Here is an 18,789-nt window from a genome sequence, read left to right on the forward strand (position 1 = left end):
GCTCCTTGCAGTGCGCAATGGGGGCAATTAAATGGAAAAAGTGATTGAAATATGCAGCCTGACCAAACTGTATAAAAATGGCCGGGGCATTGACGATATTAACCTGGAAATTAATCAGGGGGATATTTTTGGTTTTCTTGGGCCAAACGGTGCAGGAAAAACAACGGCAATGAAGATCATGACCGGATTAATCCGGCCGGACCGCGGTGACGTCAGGATTTTCGGGCATAGTATTACCGAATCGTACGAGAAGGCCATGGCGGAAGTTGGCTGTATTATTGAAATTGCTGACTCTTATCCGTTTTTGACCGCTTATGAGAACTTAAGGCAGCGTGCCCGGTATTATCAGGGAGTCGATGACTGCAGAATTGATGAGGTTCTGGAGCTTACCGGTATGATCAAATACAAACAGGAAAAACCTAGGAAGTTTTCCCTGGGCATGAAGCAGCGTTTGGGTTTAGCTGCAGCTATTCTGGCCAGGCCCAAAGTTTTGATCCTGGATGAGCCATTGAACGGACTCGATGTCGAGGGGATGATCGATGTCCGTAATCTCATTAAGCAGATGGCTGAACAGGAAGGAACCACCTTTTTTATTTCAAGCCATCTGATCCATGATGTCGAACTTACCTGCAGCAGGATCGGGGTCATCGTCAATGGAAAGATGCTCAATGTGGACAGCACGGAAGAGATTCTGCAAAATTACGCCACGTTGGAGAATTACTTTGTCAGTGAGGTGGAACGCAATGGCCGCGTATAAAGCTGCTTTGATCAATGAAATTGAAAAGCTGTACAAAAAGAAAAAAGCCCTGGTTGCGCTGATTATTTCACTGGTTGTGATTGTACTGGGGCAGCTGGCTGTCGTTGGTGTCAGAAGCGGCTTTGGCGTAAGAGGCGCCGGCAGCGTAGAATTTCCCGTACTGGTTTTGTCGGTCGTCGTCAATACGATTCTGCCGCTGTTTACAGCGCTCATTGCCATTGACTGTTTTTCCGGGGAGTTCTCCCATAACCTGATGCGCGTCACGCTGACCAGGCCGGTCAGCAGGCTAAAAATCTATACGGCCAAAGTCACAGCTATTGCAGTCTTTATTCTGGCCAACCTGCTGATCTTAATGGTCTTCTCCATGCTTGCCGGTTTTCTGTTTAATGCCAATTCCGCTACGATTACCGCTGTAGCGAGAACCGTGCTCGTTTATGTGATCAGCCTGTTTCCGCTGTTTACATTGGCCCTAGGGATTGTGTTTTTGGCCAATATTCTAAAGAGCGGCACGTCGGTATTTTTTGTTGCAATTATTGTCTTTCTGGCCATCAAGGCTTTTGGTATTTTCTTTTCTGAGTACGCAAGCCTGTTGATTACCACACAGCTCGACTGGTACAATTTGTGGCTGGCCAATTCTTTGCCGCTGGCGAAGATTGGCCGGGAGTTTTGTCTGATGCTTGGCTACGCATTGATGTTTTTTGCAGCGGGGTTTTATTTGTTTGATAAAAAAGAGTTCTAGATTTCAGAATTTGCTTAAAATGATGCTAAATGACTGAATAAGAGGACCGGCAATGAATCTTAAGAAGCGTTTAATTGCAGCAAATGCAGCTACCGTGGCGATTCCGGTACTGATTACAGCACTGGTCGCCATAGCGTATCTGTTTATATACAGCAAACTATATGGCAATATATATTCCTGGGAAAGCTACCAGCGGGCCTCTAAGATTGAAGCAGCACTGATGGATACAGAAAGACTGATCCAGCAGGAGAGCCCCGACGCGATTGCTGATGAAAAGTTTCAGCGGCTGTTGCGCCAGAAAATAGCCGAAATCGGAGGCGAACTGATCATCCTGAAGGATGATAGCGTGATCTATACCTCGCTGGATGCACCGGGAATTGGCAAGATTGAGCTGGCTAAGGCCCTGGAAGCAGGGCAAAACAAGCCTGGCAAGGAAACCATTGTGATCAGCAGTCAGTCCTTTACGGTTCAAATTATTGAGCAGGATCCCGCAGATGCCGCCGGAGGAACCGTGCTGCTGCTCGTTCCGCCGGATCAGGAAGCTAACGGCCTGATTCAATTTCTCATTGTGATCGGCCTGACGTTTCTTTGCACTTTTATTGCTACGAACATCCTGATCTCCTATCAGTTTTCGCGGGCGGTTTTGCAGCCCCTAAATCACCTGCAGCATGCTGCAGATGAGATTCGGACCGGCAACCTGGACTGCCAGATTGCCGAAGAAGGTGACCGGGAGATTGAAGCATTGTGCCGGGACCTCGAGCTTATGCGCCTTAAGCTCAAGGAATCGATCCATACCCAGCTGAAATATGAAGACAACAGAAAAATGCTGATATCCAGCATATCCCATGATTTAAAGACTCCCGTTACGTCGATTAAGGGTTATGTTGAAGGCATTTTGGATGGCGTCGCAAATACCCCGGAAAAAACGGAGAAATATTTAAAAACCATCTATGTAAAGGCTGAGCAGGTTGATAAGATGATTGATGATTTGCTGCTCTACGCCAAACTTGATCTAAACCAGATTCCGTTTAATTTTGAAAGGACCGATGTTCAGGAATTTATTAGAAGCTGTTTGCTGGAAAGTGAACCTGAACTCGAAAACAATAGAATACACACGGAAATGTTCAGTGACCTGACCCAAAAGCGCTGCGTTTTTCTTGATCGGGAACGAATGAAAAGAATTGTAATGAACATTCTGGATAACTCCCGTAAGTATATGGACAAAGATGAGGCAGTGATAAGGGTTCTGCTCAGGGAGACTCCTTCCAGTATTATTATGGAGTTTCAGGACAATGGGTGTGGAGTCAGTGAAAAGGATCTGCCGTATATTTTTGACCGGTTTTACCGTTCCGATCAGGCCAGAACAGGGATTGAGGGAAGCGGCCTCGGACTTGCGATTGCCCAACAGGTTGTCGAGGGGCATCAGGGGATTATCTGGGCAATGTCCCACGGCAAGGAAGGAATGAGTATTCTGATTTCACTGGCCTATCTTAAAGACTAGTACCACGTCAACTCTAAATCTACATGAAGAACACCATCCAAAACGAGGACTGTTATGAAAAAAATTCTGATTATTGAAGATGATCTGAATATTGCGGAACTGCAACAAGATTACCTGGAAGTGGAAGGTTTTGCAGCCGACATTTGTGCGGATGGTTCTGCCGGTCTGAAGCAGTTCCAGGAAAACGGCTATGATCTTCTAATCCTTGATATCATGCTTCCGGGTCTGGATGGTCTGGAGATTCTGCGCAGTCTAAGAGATGAAAAAGAGGTCCCTGTGATTTTGGTATCTGCTAAAAAAGAGGAAATCGACAAAATCAAAGGCTTTAATCTCGGAGCGGATGATTATATCACGAAACCCTTCAGCCCCGGTGAACTTGTCGCCAGGGTCAAAGCTCATCTGCAGAATTATGAAAAACTGAAGAAGAAATTCAGCGAAAAGCAGATAAGCAACAACGCTGTTGTGATCCGTGGACTCAGGATCGAGAAAGAAGCCCGCAGGGTCTATATCCATAACCGGGAAGCAAATCTCGCCCAGAAAGAATTTGAGCTGCTTTTATATCTGGCCAAGCATCCCAACCGGGTATTCGGCAGAGACGAATTATTCGAAAAGGTCTGGGGACTTGAGGCACTCGGTGATTCCGCTACGGTCACGGTTCATATCGCCCGGCTGCGCGATAAAATTGAAAGCGACCCTTCCAACCCGCAATATATCGAAACGGTATGGGGAGCGGGCTATCGGTTCAGGGTTTAATAAGAACATCAGAAATGAACCCATTACGCAGCAAAGGAAGAAGATCATTTTGAAAAGAAAACAATCTAAAATCGCAATTGCCACGGTAGTTATATTATTTATTGTTGCCGGGTTAATGAGCTTTCTGGGCGGATCTGAAGTAGTCAGTGTGTTTTCTCGGTACAATTCTAATCAGGACCAGACAACCCCGCAAGATAACCAGACTTCTTATCATAACCAACAGAATGGAACGGCTGAAAACAGCGGTGGGAATAACCAGGGTACAGAAAACAATCAGAATGCTGAAGTACAACAGCAGGAATCCGCGAATAGACAGCAGGAAACGGCCAACTCTCAGGAAACACAGCAAAGCCACTACCGGATTGATGTTGATGTGACCGAACAAATTGTCCGGATCTATTATCGGGACTCTGAAATCAAACAATTTACAGCGTCGACAGGCGTCAATAATTTGACTCCGCTGGGGGATTTTGAAATTCAAAACCGTGGCGAATGGTTTTTCTCGGAAAAATACCAGCAGGGCGCCAAATACTGGGTCTCTTTCAAAGACTGGGGTGTATACCTTTTCCATTCCGTCCCGATGGATGAACAGAAAAAAATGATTGCCGAAGAAGCGACTAAACTTGGCACACCGGCTTCTCATGGCTGTATCAGGCTCGAAGTGGAAAACGCCAAATGGATTTATGACAACATTCCGCAGGAACGAAGGTGCATATTCATTAATGTTATTAATGATGCCTAAAGACGTGTTGTAAGGTCTCATGAAAAATACTTTTCGCATAACGGAGAGTATTTTTTTTTGGAAAAAGACGGAATGTATAGTAAGATAAACTTTAGAGAACTTGATCAGAATAATTTAAAAGAAGTATTGGAGAAAAGTAAAAATAAATGGCTTAAGTATTGAATAATTATTCGTCCGTGTGTATAATTATTAAATAGACTAAACGCTGCATTACCGTTACAGGAGGGATATAGATGATTAAAGTTGGAATTCTTGGAGCAACCGGCTATACAGGGCAGGAACTGCTTCGTTTATTAAATAACCATCCAGAGGTCACGCTGGCGCATTTGGGCTCTTCTACATCTGCGGGAAAGCGTATTTCAGATATTTGCCCTCACCTTCAGGAAAGTCTGGAGAATGTGCTGGAGACAGAGGAGCTACCTGATGTCGACGTGGTGTTTATGGCGCTTCCGCATGGCATAGCAGCGGCTAGAGCTAGGGAATTGATGGAACACGGCATAAAAATCGTGGATCTTGGAGCCGACTTCAGACTTAAAGACGCCCAGGAGTATGAAAATTGGTATAAGGTTAAGCATGCTGATCCGGCTTTACTGCCAAAGGCTGTTTACGGACTGCCTGAACTATACAGAAATGAAATTGCGGGGAAAGCCCTTGTGGCGAATCCGGGCTGTTATCCCACAGCATCCCAGCTAGCGCTGGTACCGCTACTCCGGGCAGGGCTGCTTGATCCGAACAGTATCATCATCGATGCCAAGTCGGGGGTCTCAGGAGCAGGCCGCGGGATTGTTCAGAACCTTCATTATTCCGAAGTGAATGAGAATTTTAAAGCTTACGGTGTTGGTGTGCATCGCCACACACCGGAGATCGAGCAGCAGTTAAGCGGTGCGGCGGATGCGAAAGTCGTGATTAGTTTTACCCCACATCTCGTACCAATGACCCGAGGCATACTGGCTACCATCTATGCCGGTGTCAAGAGCGGAATAACGGAGCAGGAACTGCGGGATTGCTGGCAGCAAGATTACGAGAAGGAACCGTTTATTCATGTGATGCCGGAAAGAGAGTGGCCCCAGACGAAATATACGAATGGGAGCAACCACGCATTCCTTCAGCTAAGATATGACCAGCGGACCGGCAGGGTCGTCCTGGTTTCCGTTATTGACAATTTGGTCAAAGGAGCATCCGGCCAAGCCATCCAGAATATGAACATCCTGTTTGATCTGCCGGAAACGACTGGGCTTCAAACCACCGCGCTCTGGCCATAGGGAGACAAATGGACGTTTTTTTGTCCCCAAACATACAGACACAGAAACGATCTAAGGAGGAATAGAAATGATGGATAAATTGTATCCCTGGAAAGAAATAAATGGCGGGATTTCCGCGCCGCTTGGATTTTATGCCTGCGGGGTCAAAGCAGGAATCAAATATAAAGACAAATACGATCTGGCGCTGATCTTATCTGAAACCCCGGCCAGTGCGGCAGGGACGTTCACGCGCAATGTCGTGAAGGCCCACCCGCTGGTACTCACCGAGAAACATCTTGCAGACGGCAAAGCGCAGGCTGTTATTGTCAACAGTGGTAATGCCAATGCCTGTATGGGCGAGATTGGTGACAACGCTGCCTCGGAGATGGCCAAGGTGACCGCAGAAGAGCTCGCTCTTGCTCCGGAAGATATCCTGGTATCGTCCACAGGGGTAATCGGACAGGAACTGCCGCTGGCTAAAGTCATCGCAGGAATCAGGACGGCCGCAAAGGAAGTTCAGGCACTTAAGGGAAAAGTCTCCGAAAGTGAAAAAACCGAATACGCCCACCAGGCGGCGTCGGCTATAATGACCACAGACATGGTTTGCAAAGAACTTGCTTTGGAACTGCAGTGCGCCCAGGGCACTATAAAACTTGGTATCATGGCCAAAGGCTCGGGCATGATCCATCCTAATATGGGAACGATGCTTTGTTTTATCACGACGGATGCGCAGGTTGCACAGGATAAGCTGAAAGGACTGCTGAAGGCGGCAACGGATGAAAGCTTTAATATGGTAACCGTGGATGGCGACACCAGTACGAACGATATGGTCGTGATCTTGGCCAACGGATTATCGGGAGTTGCGCCGGAAGGTCAGGAATGGGAGAATTTTTCTGCCATGGTCCGGGAAGCCTGCTGTACGATGGCCAAAGCGATTGCAAGAGACGGCGAAGGGGCCAGCAAGTTCCTGGAAGTGAAAGTTGCAGGGGCCGCATCATTGGAAGCAGCTAGAATGATTGCCCGCAGTGTCTGTTCCTCTAATTTGGTGAAATCGGCTATGTATGGCGAAGATGCCAACTGGGGAAGGATCCTGGCTGCAGCGGGATACTCCGGAGCCAGCTTTGATCCGAATAAAGCGGATATCTACCTGAACGGACTGCAGGTCGCTGCACACGGACAGGGCCTGCCATTTTCCGAGACGGAAGCTTCGGTTTTGCTGAAGAATACAGATATTAAGGTCGACGTCGTTCTGGGTGACGGAAAAGAACAGGCTGTGGCCTGGGGTTGTGATCTTACACATAAGTATATTGACATCAACGCTGATTACCGGACGTAATAATGTCAGCGTAATTGAGTGACTATTAAATATAAGTGTTAGTTACTGGTAATTATCTGTTTAAAACACTTGAGTCTTTTGAGACACCTTATGAAGAGGAGTAAAGGAGGCGCATCAAAATGGAAGATTTCAGTGTGAAGATCAGCAATCTGGATAAGGCCAATATTCTGATCGAAGCCTTGCCGTATATTCAAAAGTTCTCCGGGTCTACCGTTGTGATCAAATACGGCGGGCATGCCATGATTGATCAGGAGCTTAAAGAAAAAGTCATGCTCGATATCCTGCTGCTGCATACGGTTGGTATCCGTCCGGTTATTGTTCACGGCGGAGGACCGGAAATCAATACGATGCTGAAACGTGTCGGTAAAGAAAGCACGTTTGTGCGGGGCTTAAGGGTTACGGATAAAGAGACCATGGAAATTGCAGCGATGGTCCTGGTCGGAAAGCTGAACACGGAGATTGTTTCGATGCTAAACAGCTTTGGAGGAAAGGCAGTAGGGCTGAACGGCCAGGATGCTAAACTGCTCGTCGCCGAGAAGAAACCGATGCAATTGGCAAATGAACAAGGATTGGTCGAGGAAATCGATCTTGGGTATGTCGGTGAGATCAAGAGGGTTACGCCGGGGATCATTACCAGCCTTTTGGATCAGGGATATATTCCGATTATTTCACCGCTGGCCGGTGGAGATGATGGGGAAAGCTATAATGTAAATGCCGATACGGCTGCCGGAACCATCGCCGGATCCTTAAAAGCTGACAAATTCCTGCTTTTGACCGATGTTAAGGGGATTATGAAAGATATCAATGATCCGGAGTCTCTTATTTCCGTTATCCCGAAGGAAGATGTACCGGCAATGATGACGGAAGGGATCTTTAAAGGCGGAATGATACCGAAAGTAGAATGTGCAGTAAACGCGCTGGAACAGGGAACAGGTACCGTTCATATCCTGGACGGCAGACAGCCGCATGCGATTTTGCTGGAGTTGTTTACTGACGGCGGGATCGGGACGATGATTAAATAAACGGAGAATATTCAATAAATTGTATTATAGAGAAGAAAGGTCGATAGTCGATATGAATATAGAGCTGAATACGGAACAAATGATCGCGATGGGCAAAGAAAATGTCATGAATACGTATGGCCGTTTGCCAATGGCGTTAGTCAAAGGATCCGGATCGCTGGTCTGGGACAGTGACGGCAAGCAATATCTGGACTTTGTCGCAGGTCTGGCTGTAACCTCACTGGGGCATGCCAATCCGGAGATCGTGGAAATCATCTGCGAACAGGCCGGAGAGATCCTGCATACCTCAAATCTGTACTGGATCCCTGGGCAGGTCAAACTCGCGAAGCTGCTAACGGACAATTCGTTTGCGAATAAAGTATTCTTCTGCAACAGCGGAGCGGAGGCCAATGAAGCTGCCATCAAACTGGCGAGGAAGTATGCCAAGGAACATTTTGGGGCTGAGAAAATTCAGATCGTATCCCTGAAGAATTCGTTCCATGGCAGGACGCTAGCAACGATAACAGCCACAGGCCAGGCCAAGTACCAGAAGGGATATGAGCCGCTGCCGGAAGGATTCTCCTATACCACGATGAATGATTTGAGTGAACTGGAAGGCGTCATCAATGAGGAGACTGCGGCTGTAATGATCGAACCTGTGCAAGGGGAAGGCGGTGTGCACCCTGTTTCACGTGAGTTTCTGCAAAAAGCCAGAGAATTATGCGACAAGTATGGGGCGCTGCTGATCTTTGACGAAGTCCAGTGTGGGCTGGGCAGGACCGGGAAACTGTTTGCCTACGAGTGGTCCGGCGTAAAGCCGGATATCCTGACGCTGGCCAAAGCGCTGGGCAACGGTGTGCCAATTGGCGCGATGCTAGCAACAGACAACGCAGCAGCTTCTTTCCAGCCGGGAGACCATGCTTCGACTTTCGGAGGCAACCACCTGGTTTCGGCTGTCGGCTGCAAAGTAATGGAGATCATGACTCGGGAAGATTTTCTGACCGGGATTGAGAACAAGGGGTATTATTTCCAGGATAAGCTGCAGAAGTTAGCTGAAAAATTTGATTTGCCCGGTAAGGTCAGGGGACTCGGGCTGATGGTCGGCCTGCCTGTTGAAGAAAACGGCCCCGAGATTGTCAACAACTGCTGTGCAAACGGATTGCTAATTAACTGCGTCGGCGGCAAGACCCTGCGTTTCCTACCGCCGCTTACAGTCACATTTGACGAAATTGACAAGGCAATGGAGATTCTGGAGCAGGCCTTTCAAAGGAGCTTTAACGTAAAGTAAGAACAGATAAGATAATAATAACCAACAGATTAAAATGAATAAAAAGGGAGGGCGTAGCCAAACTCTATCAGAGTGCCGTTACGCCCCCCTTTTATGATTTTCAGATATCAGCGTAGAACACTAGCGTGAAATAGCTGGTTGTCTGAGTCATATCGTTTTGCAGGAGTATACCGGAATTTGTGTTGCCCAAAACGTGAAAAGCCCGGATTCCTTGTTTCTCAGCAAGACGGAAAGATGCAGTGAGCGATGCGGGGGAATCCAGGTAATCATTGCCCAGCCTGAAGAGGGCAGGATAATTAAATTCCTGCATATATTTCAAGGTTTCGCGGTCTTTGCCTTGGGCCTCGACCCGGGTCAGATAATGCGAAAAGTCAACCGACGAGATCAGAACCGTATGTTCATTCAGACAGGGCTCTAGTCCGGCAAGCAGCGTATTGACTTCCTGAAGGGTTACATCATGATGCAGAATGAGCGGTACAATCTTTGCTTTGGGAAGATAATGCTTAAGAAGCGGTGCCAGGGATCCAATGGAATGTTCCAAAGAGAGGGTTTCCTCATCTCTGCTTGCTAGGTTGTTTTTAAGCAGAAGGTTGACGGTCGGCTGATCCGTTTCGACAAGGCCTTCAGGAGTCTCCCAGTTAGCCAGGCCTGTAATGATTCGGTTCCCTTTGTTAAGATGGTTTGGGCCCACCAGGATGATTAGGCCTGGCTCCTGCGCGGCAAGTATTTGCATCAGATTGTTAATTAGGCGGGCGGCTGTCAGATGATGAGGCATCACGGCACTTACGATTCTTTTATCGGCCGTTGATGGTACAGCAAGCTGGTCCGCCAGGATAGCATTTAATTCCTCCCGGGTGATAAAACCGGGATGGGAGGAAACGGATATCCCGCCGTCTTCGCCGGAGGATTTTTCCGTTAGGCTTGTTCCGCCGCATCCGGACAGGAGTAAGAAAGAAAAGCATAATAATAGTAGGACAGTCATGCTTAAGAAGGTTTTACATAAAACGAAGCAGCGATTATTCGTAATAGGTCATGCCCCCATTTTTATTTGATCACAATCCTGGATTGGCTGCCGCTTGTATAAACGATACTGTTCTTAATGTTGCTCAAAACGGGTGCTTCACAGTTAAATTCACCAGGTGAGATGACTCGTGCCAGATACGTAATCGCGCCTTTGTCCTTGCCGACGTGGAAGACCAACTTTTGTCCATTAACCTCTGTCGGATAATCCCAGTGATTTTTGGCAGTCGGGTCTTCATTGTAATTTTCGGGACGAGGGATAAGAGCAAGACCAGCAGGAAGTACATCCACAATTTCATAAAGCCCCTGGGGTGCTTTATCGCCGATGTTATAGCTTAACACGACCTGGACGAGGTCCTGGCGATGGAAGGTATTTGTCTCCGTACTACCGGTGCGATAGGTGCGGCTGATCTTAAGATCTGTATTTTCTGATCCTTCTCCGGCTTGAACCGGAACACTGTAGTAGCTTATTATGCCAACCTTGCCTTTAATCCTGGTAAATGATATTTTCGTCAAATCCTTAGGAAGAATGGTCAGTTTAAAGAAGTCCATATTTTTTAAGGTTTTGGTCTCTTTTTTCCCGTTTAGTTCATAGGTAAAGCTTACCGGCGAAGAGGCCATATACTGAAGATTGTAGCGGAGTATCTCCAGCTGCTCGAGCGTATTCAAGATATCTTTGCCGGGATTCTCAAGCAGGTACTGGTAAAGCTTGTTTTTCTCCGGCTGGTCCAGGCGCGCTGCCAGAAGTGCCATCCGGGTTGTAGCCAGAATCATATCATCCTGATCGCTTCCTACGTTGATTCGCAGCACAGAACCGAGGTCCTGCTGATAAGTGCTGAGCAGTTCCTGATAAACCTGTTTGGCGTAGGCTCCATCCCCGGTTTCCAACAGAGCCAGAGCCAGGTTGATTTTTTCTTCCGCAGACAGATCTTCCTTCTGCATATAGTTGTCAATTTGCAGAAGAACAGGCTCTCCCAGGGAAGCAAGTCCGAGAAGAATCATACTTTCATCGTCTGCTGCAGGTGTCTGACTTCCCTGATTCCCTTGATCTTCCTCTTTTCCTGATTCTCCTGCGTCTTCAGCTTCCAGAATTCTGTAAAAATAGCGGATTAAGGCCTGATCATCAAAGACACCTGGGGCAGCGGAGGCGACCATTGCGGACAAGGCCGGATCACTTTCTCCATAAGAAAGAATGCTGATTCCACCGTCGGACCGCTGGTAAAGGAGCAGAGAATCCCGATCCTCCCTATCTTCAACCAGAGGGATATTAGATTCGGGACTGTCGGAGAAATACTTTTCCAAAAGCCTGGCGGCTTCCTGGGCGGCAAGCTTTTGCTCGAGGCGGCTTCCATTATTCCAGATAAGCTGGTAAAGCCCCCGGAGGTATTGGCTCTTCTCAGAATCACTGAAGATTACTGTCGTTGGTTCTTCAGAAGAACCTTTGAATCCCTGGCCTTCCGTTAAAAGATTTTGGTCCGATATAATCCTTTGCTGAAACGATTTTACTGCGGTAAATTCCTTGGCCAGCGTGTCGGTAAGGCCATTCTGACTGCCGGATACGGTCAGCCGGTAAGTACCTGCTTCGAGGGTCGGAAGTTTCCAATCTGTAGCAGAAAATGCGGCATCGCTTTGACGCCACGTCTGCTCCTTCCCACTGGGACTGGTTAGTTTCACGGTATAAGAAACATTTTGGCTGCTTCTGAGTTTTTCTCCATAAGAACGTGTAAGGACAATCGGAGAGTCTCCTATGAGATAATTGCTGTTTAATGTCACTTCGACAAAGAACGGCAAACGTACCGGAAGCTGCGAGGTGCCACTGCCAGCATGAAGATTCTGAGTAAAAGCCTGATAGGTAACCCGCCAGGATGTCAGATTGTCCGGCAGGGTAAAGTCCGTTGAGGCATTCCCGCCACTGTCGGTTTGCAGCGTGGTGAAGAGTACGGTATCCCGAAAATCACTGCGTTCCGAACCGCCCTCCCCTCCGGACTCAGCAAAACCATAGAAACCAGGGTGATAATGGGACTTTCTGGTTATCAGTGTCAGATACTGATTATCGCCATAGAGGCTGTTCAAAAGATCTACACGCTGGTTTTGCAGGCTGAATAAGGCTTCATCGACAAGATTAAGATTAATCTGAGCCCTTTTAACCGGGGCATTGTTGCTGTCGGTCACCTTAAGGCTTAAGTGAACTTTATCGCCGGGCCGATATTCAGTCTTATCCGATTGTACCGCGACATTCAGTTTTTTTGTTTGGCATGCAAATGGTATCATGACGCTGCTCGCTTCATAGTAGCTGTTCCCGTCGAAGTAGACCCCGCCTACGGTAACATTCGGAATATATAAATCGGTAAACAAAAAGCTGTACTTAGGGGTAGTGCTTACCTGATAGGCATCAATGACTTTTTGACCGTGGTAGAATAAAATATTTCTTCCGGCAGGATTTAAAACTTGGCTATTGACCATCATGGACACCTGAACTTGGTCCCCAGGATTATAACCGTGAATACCAGGTGTTCCCTGCAGGAAGTAATAAGCGTTATCCGGCTGAGGATCCTGTTTGCTGATAGATAATTGTCTTGTAAAGGATCGGCCGTCACTGTCGTGTGCTGTAAGATAGAGATTGTAGGATTCCTTCGGATCAACTTGACCTGTATATTTCAGCGTTCCGTCAGCATCTGTCGTTAGTGTAAACTCACTGACCAGTTTTGTGGCATAGTCATAATTATAAGATTTGACTACTTTTTTACTGATGAAATCATAGTACTGACCTGTTTCGGTTCTTGTAACGACTTCCTGGTAGAGCTTAGCTTTCACCGGGGCATTGGCAACCGGCCCCTGAAGATAGTTCTCTTCAGAAGCAAATTCTCCATTGTTTAGCTTGGTTAAATCAACAGATGACAATTTGGCGGAGAGGGTATAGGTATCTTTCTGGCGGACTGCTTGGCCGTTGATGTAGACTTTGCTTTTAAAGACAAGCAATTCAGCGTAATTGTAGATTTCACCTGCTTCCGGAAGGGTGGCGTTGGCCGCACATGTCTGGAAATCGTAGTCCGTATAATTCTCTGCGTGAGCCTTGCCGGTATAGGAAAGTACCGCCGTTCCTTTTGCATCGGTGGTCAGGTCACCTTCCTGATCAGACAAAAAGTAATGCAAAGACAGATTTGGGACAGGCGTGCTTTCAAAGAAGGAGGCCGAGAACTGAAAATTCACCTTCTCTCCAGCGAAGATGGCTTTCTTATCTTGAGTCAATGTTACTTGATAGGCCGGTTTTTGGTAGTTTTCTACGGAAAAGCTTCGTGAGAGCAGCTGAACATCGCCAGATTTAACCTGCAGTTCATAGTAACCGGGTTTTAGAACGGGAAGTTTGATTTGACCCTGAAAACAATCATCTTTTACTGCGGTCTCCTGGGTCAGGACCGGAGAAATCTCACCCCCCGGGTAGTAGGCGCCGTCATAACCATACACTTCAATCGTGAGATCACGAAGCGATTCAATCTGACTGCCCTGCGCACTGTTCCCGGACCGCGGTGCAGCGATTCCCCAAAAGTTCACCGTATCCCCAGGCTTATAAAGTCCTCGGTCCAAATAGAGATACTTCCAGTAATCCGACGGATTGATCTGGTCGGTATTACTTTCTTCATACCAAGCCTCTATAGGGACAAGGATTTCTTTGCCTCCCTGCCGGATCCAGGCATAGTTTCTCTGCTCGCCGGACAGCTTTTGCTTGATCAGAACCGTACCGGATTTATCCGTACTGGCGGTAATCTTCTTATTTTCAAGACTGACAGTGGCTTCAGCAACGGATGTTTTGGTCTGCAGGTCATTAACCCAAAAGAGGCTTTCATCCTGTCCCTGGGCAAGATAGACGGCAAGATCAGTTACCTGGAACCAGACTTGCCTGACGGATTCGTCTGCCTGGAATTCTGCGGAATAGTACCCTGCTTCCAGGGTTTCTGGTAGCATGATGTATTGATTATAAGGGTCTGTCTTCAGAAATTTGGTGTCATATTCAGCCAGTATGTAGGCTGACGGTAATTTTTCGAGATAATGGTTCAAAGTATAGTACGACCAATCAGGCAGCACATCCCGTTTCGCCAGAGAGGCTTGAAAGATTTGGTGATCCGGATAGCGGTAAAGGTTGATATGAAGCGGAGGTGTGTCTATAATTTGGCCTCCCGAATACGTATTGTTGGTGAAATATACGGAAAATGCAGGCTGCTCACTGGTACTGAATTCGGTCAGACTTGTGTTCAGATCAAACGTAAAAGGAGGATTGTTCTGTTCAACCGTCCCGGTCTCAAAGCTGAAACGATAGTCTTCGAACAGGGTTTCCGTCGTACCGGGGAGTACAAAGCCTTTTTTGAGCGTGACCGTATAGACGGTGGCCGGTTGCAGTGCTTCCGGCGTAAATACCAGCGTTTTTTTGTGCTTTTCGAAAGCCCCCTTCAACTCGGGTGAGATACTGAAATAATCCTTCAGGCTGCTAATTTCATAGTTGTCGGAAGAGAAAGTCAATTCGATTCCCGTGTCTACCGGAACAGAGGTGCTTTTATCTCCAGGAAGGGAACGAAGCACCTGAAAGGCTGATTTGGTCTGGAAGGCCCAGCTAAGGTTTTCCTTTCCCGATGCTTCCGGATCAAAGGCCAAACGATAAATCGTATTCGGTGCTAATTTTTCCTTGGGAATAATTTTATAGCTCTTGCCGTTATTCTGTTTATCCAAGGTGTAGGAAAATTCCGGACGAAGCTTGAGTGATGCTTTCACCATTTTTTCAGTCAGGCTTTCTTTACTGGTCAGTAAAAAAGTTGTCGTAGTATCAATCCCGAGCTGATCCAAGTCAACCGCAGTAATAGCGATATCCGAGGCCAAAATTGTTGTGTCATTTAGACGAAAAAAGTCAAATCCGTAGAAAATGCTGATAGCCATTACAAGAACTAAGGCGATGCCGATTGACTTTTTCCAACTCATCAAGTTCCTGAAATTCTTTGCCATAAATTAACCATCCTTTCGACACAATACGATGGTATTGTCAGTTTAATATTATATTTAGAAGCATCTGATAACAGATTAGCGTGTTTAACAACATATTAGACGTAATTAATCGATAATTCTATACATCTGACAAATATCCTTTTTATGGATGAAGCACTTTGTTCACGGATTTGCAGCTGCGTGTGCCGCTGCACGCCATACTATGTTTATGCAAAAACACTCTTTTTTAGACCACACTGGTTTAGATTTGAGAAAAAAGAATTTTGGTTGTAGACTATTAAAGAGAATAGGTCAAAAGGGTTGGAACGATTCTGGAAAAACAGATTGGGATTAGACCGGAGGAAGAAACGTGGATTATTCGGATAAAGTTATTGAACATTTTATGTGCCCGCAAAATGTGGGCAGCATGCCTGATGCAGATGCCGAGGGAATCTTTGGAGATGTGACCTGCGGAGATTCGCTGACGATCTATCTGAAAGTAAAGGATGGTATCCTGACGGATATCAGTTATCTGGTGTTTGGCTGTGCCGCGGCGGTGGCAGCAAGCAGCATGTTTACGGTTTTAGTGAAAGGGAAAAGTATTGAGGAGGCTTTAAACATAGGCGGCAGAGATGTTTTCGACGCGCTGGATGGCCTGCCGGCAAGTAAAGTTCATTGTTCCGTGCTGGGTCCCCAGGCCCTGAAAAAAGCTATCGAAGATTATGAATCCAAAAGAAAAGATCAGAGCTAAAAGTGTCGAAAATCTTGCCAAAATGGCAGAAATATGATGAAATTTTTGATTATTTACGATATGATAATAAATAGTTTCAATAATAATGCCTGCAATCATGATGTCTGCAACATATACAGAACGCCATAGGTGAAAGGATTTGAAAGTATGAAGCTGTCCCAGCGCATTCTGGGCATGAAGCCGTCTGCTACGTTGGCTGTTGACGCCAAAGCCAAAGAATTAAAGAGCCAGGGAAAGAATGTTATTTCGTTTGGATCCGGGGAACCAGATTTCGTGTCCCCACCGTCCGCTTTCAAGTATGCGGCGGAAGCGATGGAAAAAGGGAAAACTCATTACACATCAACACCTGGGGTTCCTGAACTTCGTCAAGAAATTTGTGCTTATTACCAAAAGGAATTTGGTCTGAAGTTTGATCCGGGACAGGTAGTCGTTGGCCCGGGAGCCAAACCTTGCATATATGAAGCGCTGGCAGCGATCGTTGATCCAGGGGATGAGATTGTCCTGCTTGCGCCGGCTTGGGTAAGCTATATCGAACAGATCCATCTTGTAGATGGGAAACCGATGATCGTGGAAACAGAAGATAGTGGTTTTATACCAAGATTGGACCGCGTGGAAGCCGCAATTACGGACAGAACCATCGCACTTTTGCTGAACTCCCCATCCAATCCGACAGGGGTCCTATTTGACGAGAAGACCGTTAGAGGCCTGGCTGAGATCGCCCAGAAGCATGATCTCTGGCTGATCTGGGATGAGATTTATGAGAAGCTGGTTTACGGTCAGAACAAACATGTTAATCCGCTGCAGCTTATGCCGGAGCTGGCTTCCCGGACAATTATCATTAACGGGGTGAGCAAAGCCTATGCGATGACAGGCTGGCGGATCGGTTATTCGATTGCCCCACTCGAGTTATCTTCCAAGATCAATTCGTTTCAAAGTCATCTTACCTCCAATGCCTGCTCCATTGCCCAATGGGCCGCAGTCGGGGCGATGCGGGAAAGCAGGGAAGATGTGCTGAGAATGAAGGCAGCTTTTAGTGACAGACGGGACCTGATCTGCGGACTTTTGCGTAAAATGCCGCATATCTCCTTTCCGGAACCTGAAGGTGCCTTTTATGTTTTTGTAAACATTAAGAACTGTATCGGCATGTCCTTTGAAGGACAGAAGATCAAGGATGATATCGGATTCTGCAATATGCTGTTGGATTCCGAACTGGTTGCCGTCGTACCCGGCAGTGCCTTCCTGGCGCCGGGGTATTTACGGATTTCTTATGCAAGTTCTCCGGAACAGATAACGGAGGGTATGAGAAGACTGCATTGTTTTCTGGATAAGCTGAAATAGTGAGGTTTGTTGTAAAATCCTAAGTTTACAAAAAGATACTGCCAATAGTATAAAACTATCAGCAGTATCTTTTTAGATTTAAAGTTACGCTTGAAGCACTTTATGCCTATTCGGCATGCGGAATAGCCAGGAAGCTGGATGCGGCATTGATTTGGCCGAATTCCTTAAACATTTGTTCCTTGAGTCGCGGGAAAACCGCCTTAATCTCCTCGGACAGGTCCATGCCCCATTCAAGACTCTTCGGCTGAACACCGTAGATCAGGGTTTGGGGAGTATTTCCCAGAATGTCTGCCAGTGCGAGAACTTCCAGAATGCCCACCTGATGAAACGATACTTGGTACTTCTCCGGGAAAACCCGGATATCTTCTGGACAGAACCGGAAGACACTGCCGGGCTCTGTCTGGGCATTGATTGCATCCACAATGATCAGGAAATCGGTTTCCTTGATCAGATGGACCAGTTCCAGACCGGCTGTTCCGCCTTCTAACAGCTCGACGTTGTCAGGAAGTTCTTCAGGCTTAAATTCATTTAAAAACTGAACGCCTAAGCCTTCGTCACTTAGTAAAACGTTCCCTACGCCCATCAGCATAATTTTTGGTGGAGTCATACGTGAAGTCCTTTCCTAAAAAGTTTCGTAAAGTAAAGCTAGTAATACGATGATACTAGCTTTACTTTCAATATTATACTCAATATGATGGAATTGAATCTTTCAGCCTGTAAATATCAGCTTTTTATGACCGATTGATTTGCTTTGTTAGCGCCACCCTTTTCTTTCTTACCGGTTTTACCGAAGAACATCAGAAAAAACTCATCCTTAGCTTCAGTAAAGACAAGGTAAACATGAACAAGGATGATCGCAATAAACAACCACATCACAACATAGTGGATCCCTCTGACTGCAGCCAGGCTGCCAAGTGCTTGAGCAGCTCCTGAGAACTTCAACGGCAGATATAGAATGATCCCGGTGATGGCCTGAAAGACAGCCAGGACTGGTAATGCAATATAGGCACATTTCTGCAGTCCATTGTATTTGTTGGTCTTTGGATGTTCCTTACTGATAAACAGATAATATTTAATCTGGGGGATAAAAGTCTTCAGATCTAGTTTGTTCAGGAAAAACTCCTTATAATCTTTATTTTTCCCGAAAAAGGAGACATAGAAACGTACAATCCCATTGATCACCAGAATGTACATGAAGATAAAGTGGAGATTTCTGGCGACATTCATATTGGCTCCCTGGAAAGGAGCATGGATGATAAAACCGGTCGAGATCAGGACCGCAAAGGTGATTAAGTTTATCCAGTGAGAGATTCGCTGGGTAAACGGATGATCAGATGCTTTAGCCATTTTT

The 18,789-nt window shown here is 46.6% G+C and carries 15 protein-coding genes; 11 read left to right on the forward strand and 4 right to left on the reverse strand.

The features are described from left to right. Window positions 1-31: 31 nt before the first annotated feature. The 9 genes from DEHRE_RS02560 (at window position 32) to DEHRE_RS02600 (ending at window position 9,358) form a co-directional block, all read left to right on the forward strand. Complete coding sequence (locus tag DEHRE_RS02560; RefSeq protein ID WP_019225223.1) at window positions 32-757, forward strand: ABC transporter ATP-binding protein; 726 nt, start codon at window positions 32-34, stop codon at window positions 755-757. Next, window positions 744-1,496, forward strand: coding sequence for an ABC transporter permease (locus DEHRE_RS02565; RefSeq protein ID WP_019225224.1), 753 nt, complete (start codon window positions 744-746; stop codon window positions 1,494-1,496). Before DEHRE_RS02560 ends, DEHRE_RS02565 begins: the two co-directional genes overlap by 14 nt. 52 nt (window positions 1,497-1,548) lie before the next feature. Continuing rightward, a complete protein-coding gene (locus tag DEHRE_RS02570; RefSeq protein WP_026071833.1) occupies window positions 1,549-2,997 on the forward strand; it encodes a sensor histidine kinase in 1,449 nt (482 codons plus the stop codon). 54 nt (window positions 2,998-3,051) lie between these two features. Further along, entirely contained in the window at window positions 3,052-3,750 is a 699-nt protein-coding gene (locus tag DEHRE_RS02575) for a response regulator transcription factor (protein ID WP_019225225.1), read from the forward strand. Between the two features lie 49 nt (window positions 3,751-3,799). Next, window positions 3,800-4,492: a L,D-transpeptidase gene (locus DEHRE_RS02580; RefSeq protein WP_019225226.1), complete on the forward strand. Its 693-nt coding sequence runs from the start codon at window positions 3,800-3,802 to the stop codon at window positions 4,490-4,492. A gap of 233 nt (window positions 4,493-4,725) precedes the next feature. Beyond that, a complete protein-coding gene (argC, locus tag DEHRE_RS02585) occupies window positions 4,726-5,754 on the forward strand; it encodes an N-acetyl-gamma-glutamyl-phosphate reductase (RefSeq protein ID WP_019225228.1) in 1,029 nt (342 codons plus the stop codon). A gap of 67 nt (window positions 5,755-5,821) precedes the next feature. Beyond that, window positions 5,822-7,069, forward strand: coding sequence for a bifunctional glutamate N-acetyltransferase/amino-acid acetyltransferase ArgJ (gene argJ, locus DEHRE_RS02590; protein ID WP_019225229.1), 1,248 nt, complete (start codon window positions 5,822-5,824; stop codon window positions 7,067-7,069). Window positions 7,070-7,188: 119 nt separating this feature from the next. Continuing rightward, entirely contained in the window at window positions 7,189-8,091 is a 903-nt protein-coding gene (gene argB / locus DEHRE_RS02595) for an acetylglutamate kinase (protein WP_019225230.1), read from the forward strand. Between the two features lie 52 nt (window positions 8,092-8,143). Next, window positions 8,144-9,358 carry an aspartate aminotransferase family protein gene (locus DEHRE_RS02600; RefSeq protein ID WP_025205212.1) on the forward strand — a complete coding sequence of 405 codons (1,215 nt, stop codon included), beginning with the start codon at window positions 8,144-8,146 and terminating at the stop codon, window positions 9,356-9,358. 100 nt (window positions 9,359-9,458) lie between these two features. On the opposite strand, the gene amrB is transcribed toward DEHRE_RS02600, so the two are convergent. Both amrB and DEHRE_RS02610 read right to left on the reverse strand, forming a co-directional pair. Continuing rightward, entirely contained in the window at window positions 9,459-10,340 is an 882-nt protein-coding gene (gene amrB / locus DEHRE_RS02605) for an AmmeMemoRadiSam system protein B (RefSeq protein ID WP_019225232.1), read from the reverse strand. A 62-nt stretch (window positions 10,341-10,402) separates the two neighbouring features. Further along, on the reverse strand, window positions 10,403-15,370 hold the full coding sequence (locus tag DEHRE_RS02610) for an Ig-like domain-containing alpha-2-macroglobulin family protein (RefSeq protein ID WP_019225233.1): 4,968 nt from the start codon (window positions 15,368-15,370) through the stop codon (window positions 10,403-10,405). 349 nt (window positions 15,371-15,719) lie between these two features. On the opposite strand from DEHRE_RS02610, the gene DEHRE_RS02615 reads away from it, so the two are divergent. Continuing rightward, window positions 15,720-16,100: an iron-sulfur cluster assembly scaffold protein gene (locus DEHRE_RS02615; RefSeq protein WP_019225234.1), complete on the forward strand. Its 381-nt coding sequence runs from the start codon at window positions 15,720-15,722 to the stop codon at window positions 16,098-16,100. Window positions 16,101-16,247: 147 nt separating this feature from the next. After that, entirely contained in the window at window positions 16,248-17,438 is a 1,191-nt protein-coding gene (locus DEHRE_RS02620; protein ID WP_019225235.1) for a pyridoxal phosphate-dependent aminotransferase, read from the forward strand. 106 nt (window positions 17,439-17,544) lie between these two features. Here the strand turns inward: DEHRE_RS02620 and DEHRE_RS02625 are convergent, their stop codons facing one another. After that, window positions 17,545-18,045 carry a HyaD/HybD family hydrogenase maturation endopeptidase gene (locus tag DEHRE_RS02625; RefSeq protein WP_019225236.1) on the reverse strand — a complete coding sequence of 167 codons (501 nt, stop codon included), beginning with the start codon at window positions 18,043-18,045 and terminating at the stop codon, window positions 17,545-17,547. 116 nt (window positions 18,046-18,161) lie between these two features. Beyond that, window positions 18,162-18,785, reverse strand: coding sequence for a Ni/Fe-hydrogenase, b-type cytochrome subunit (gene cybH / locus DEHRE_RS02630; RefSeq protein WP_019225237.1), 624 nt, complete (start codon window positions 18,783-18,785; stop codon window positions 18,162-18,164). Between the last annotated feature and the right edge of the window lie 4 nt (window positions 18,786-18,789).

It is taken from the genome of Dehalobacter restrictus DSM 9455 (assembly GCF_000512895.1).
GTDB lineage: Bacteria > Bacillota > Desulfitobacteriia > Desulfitobacteriales > Syntrophobotulaceae > Dehalobacter > Dehalobacter restrictus.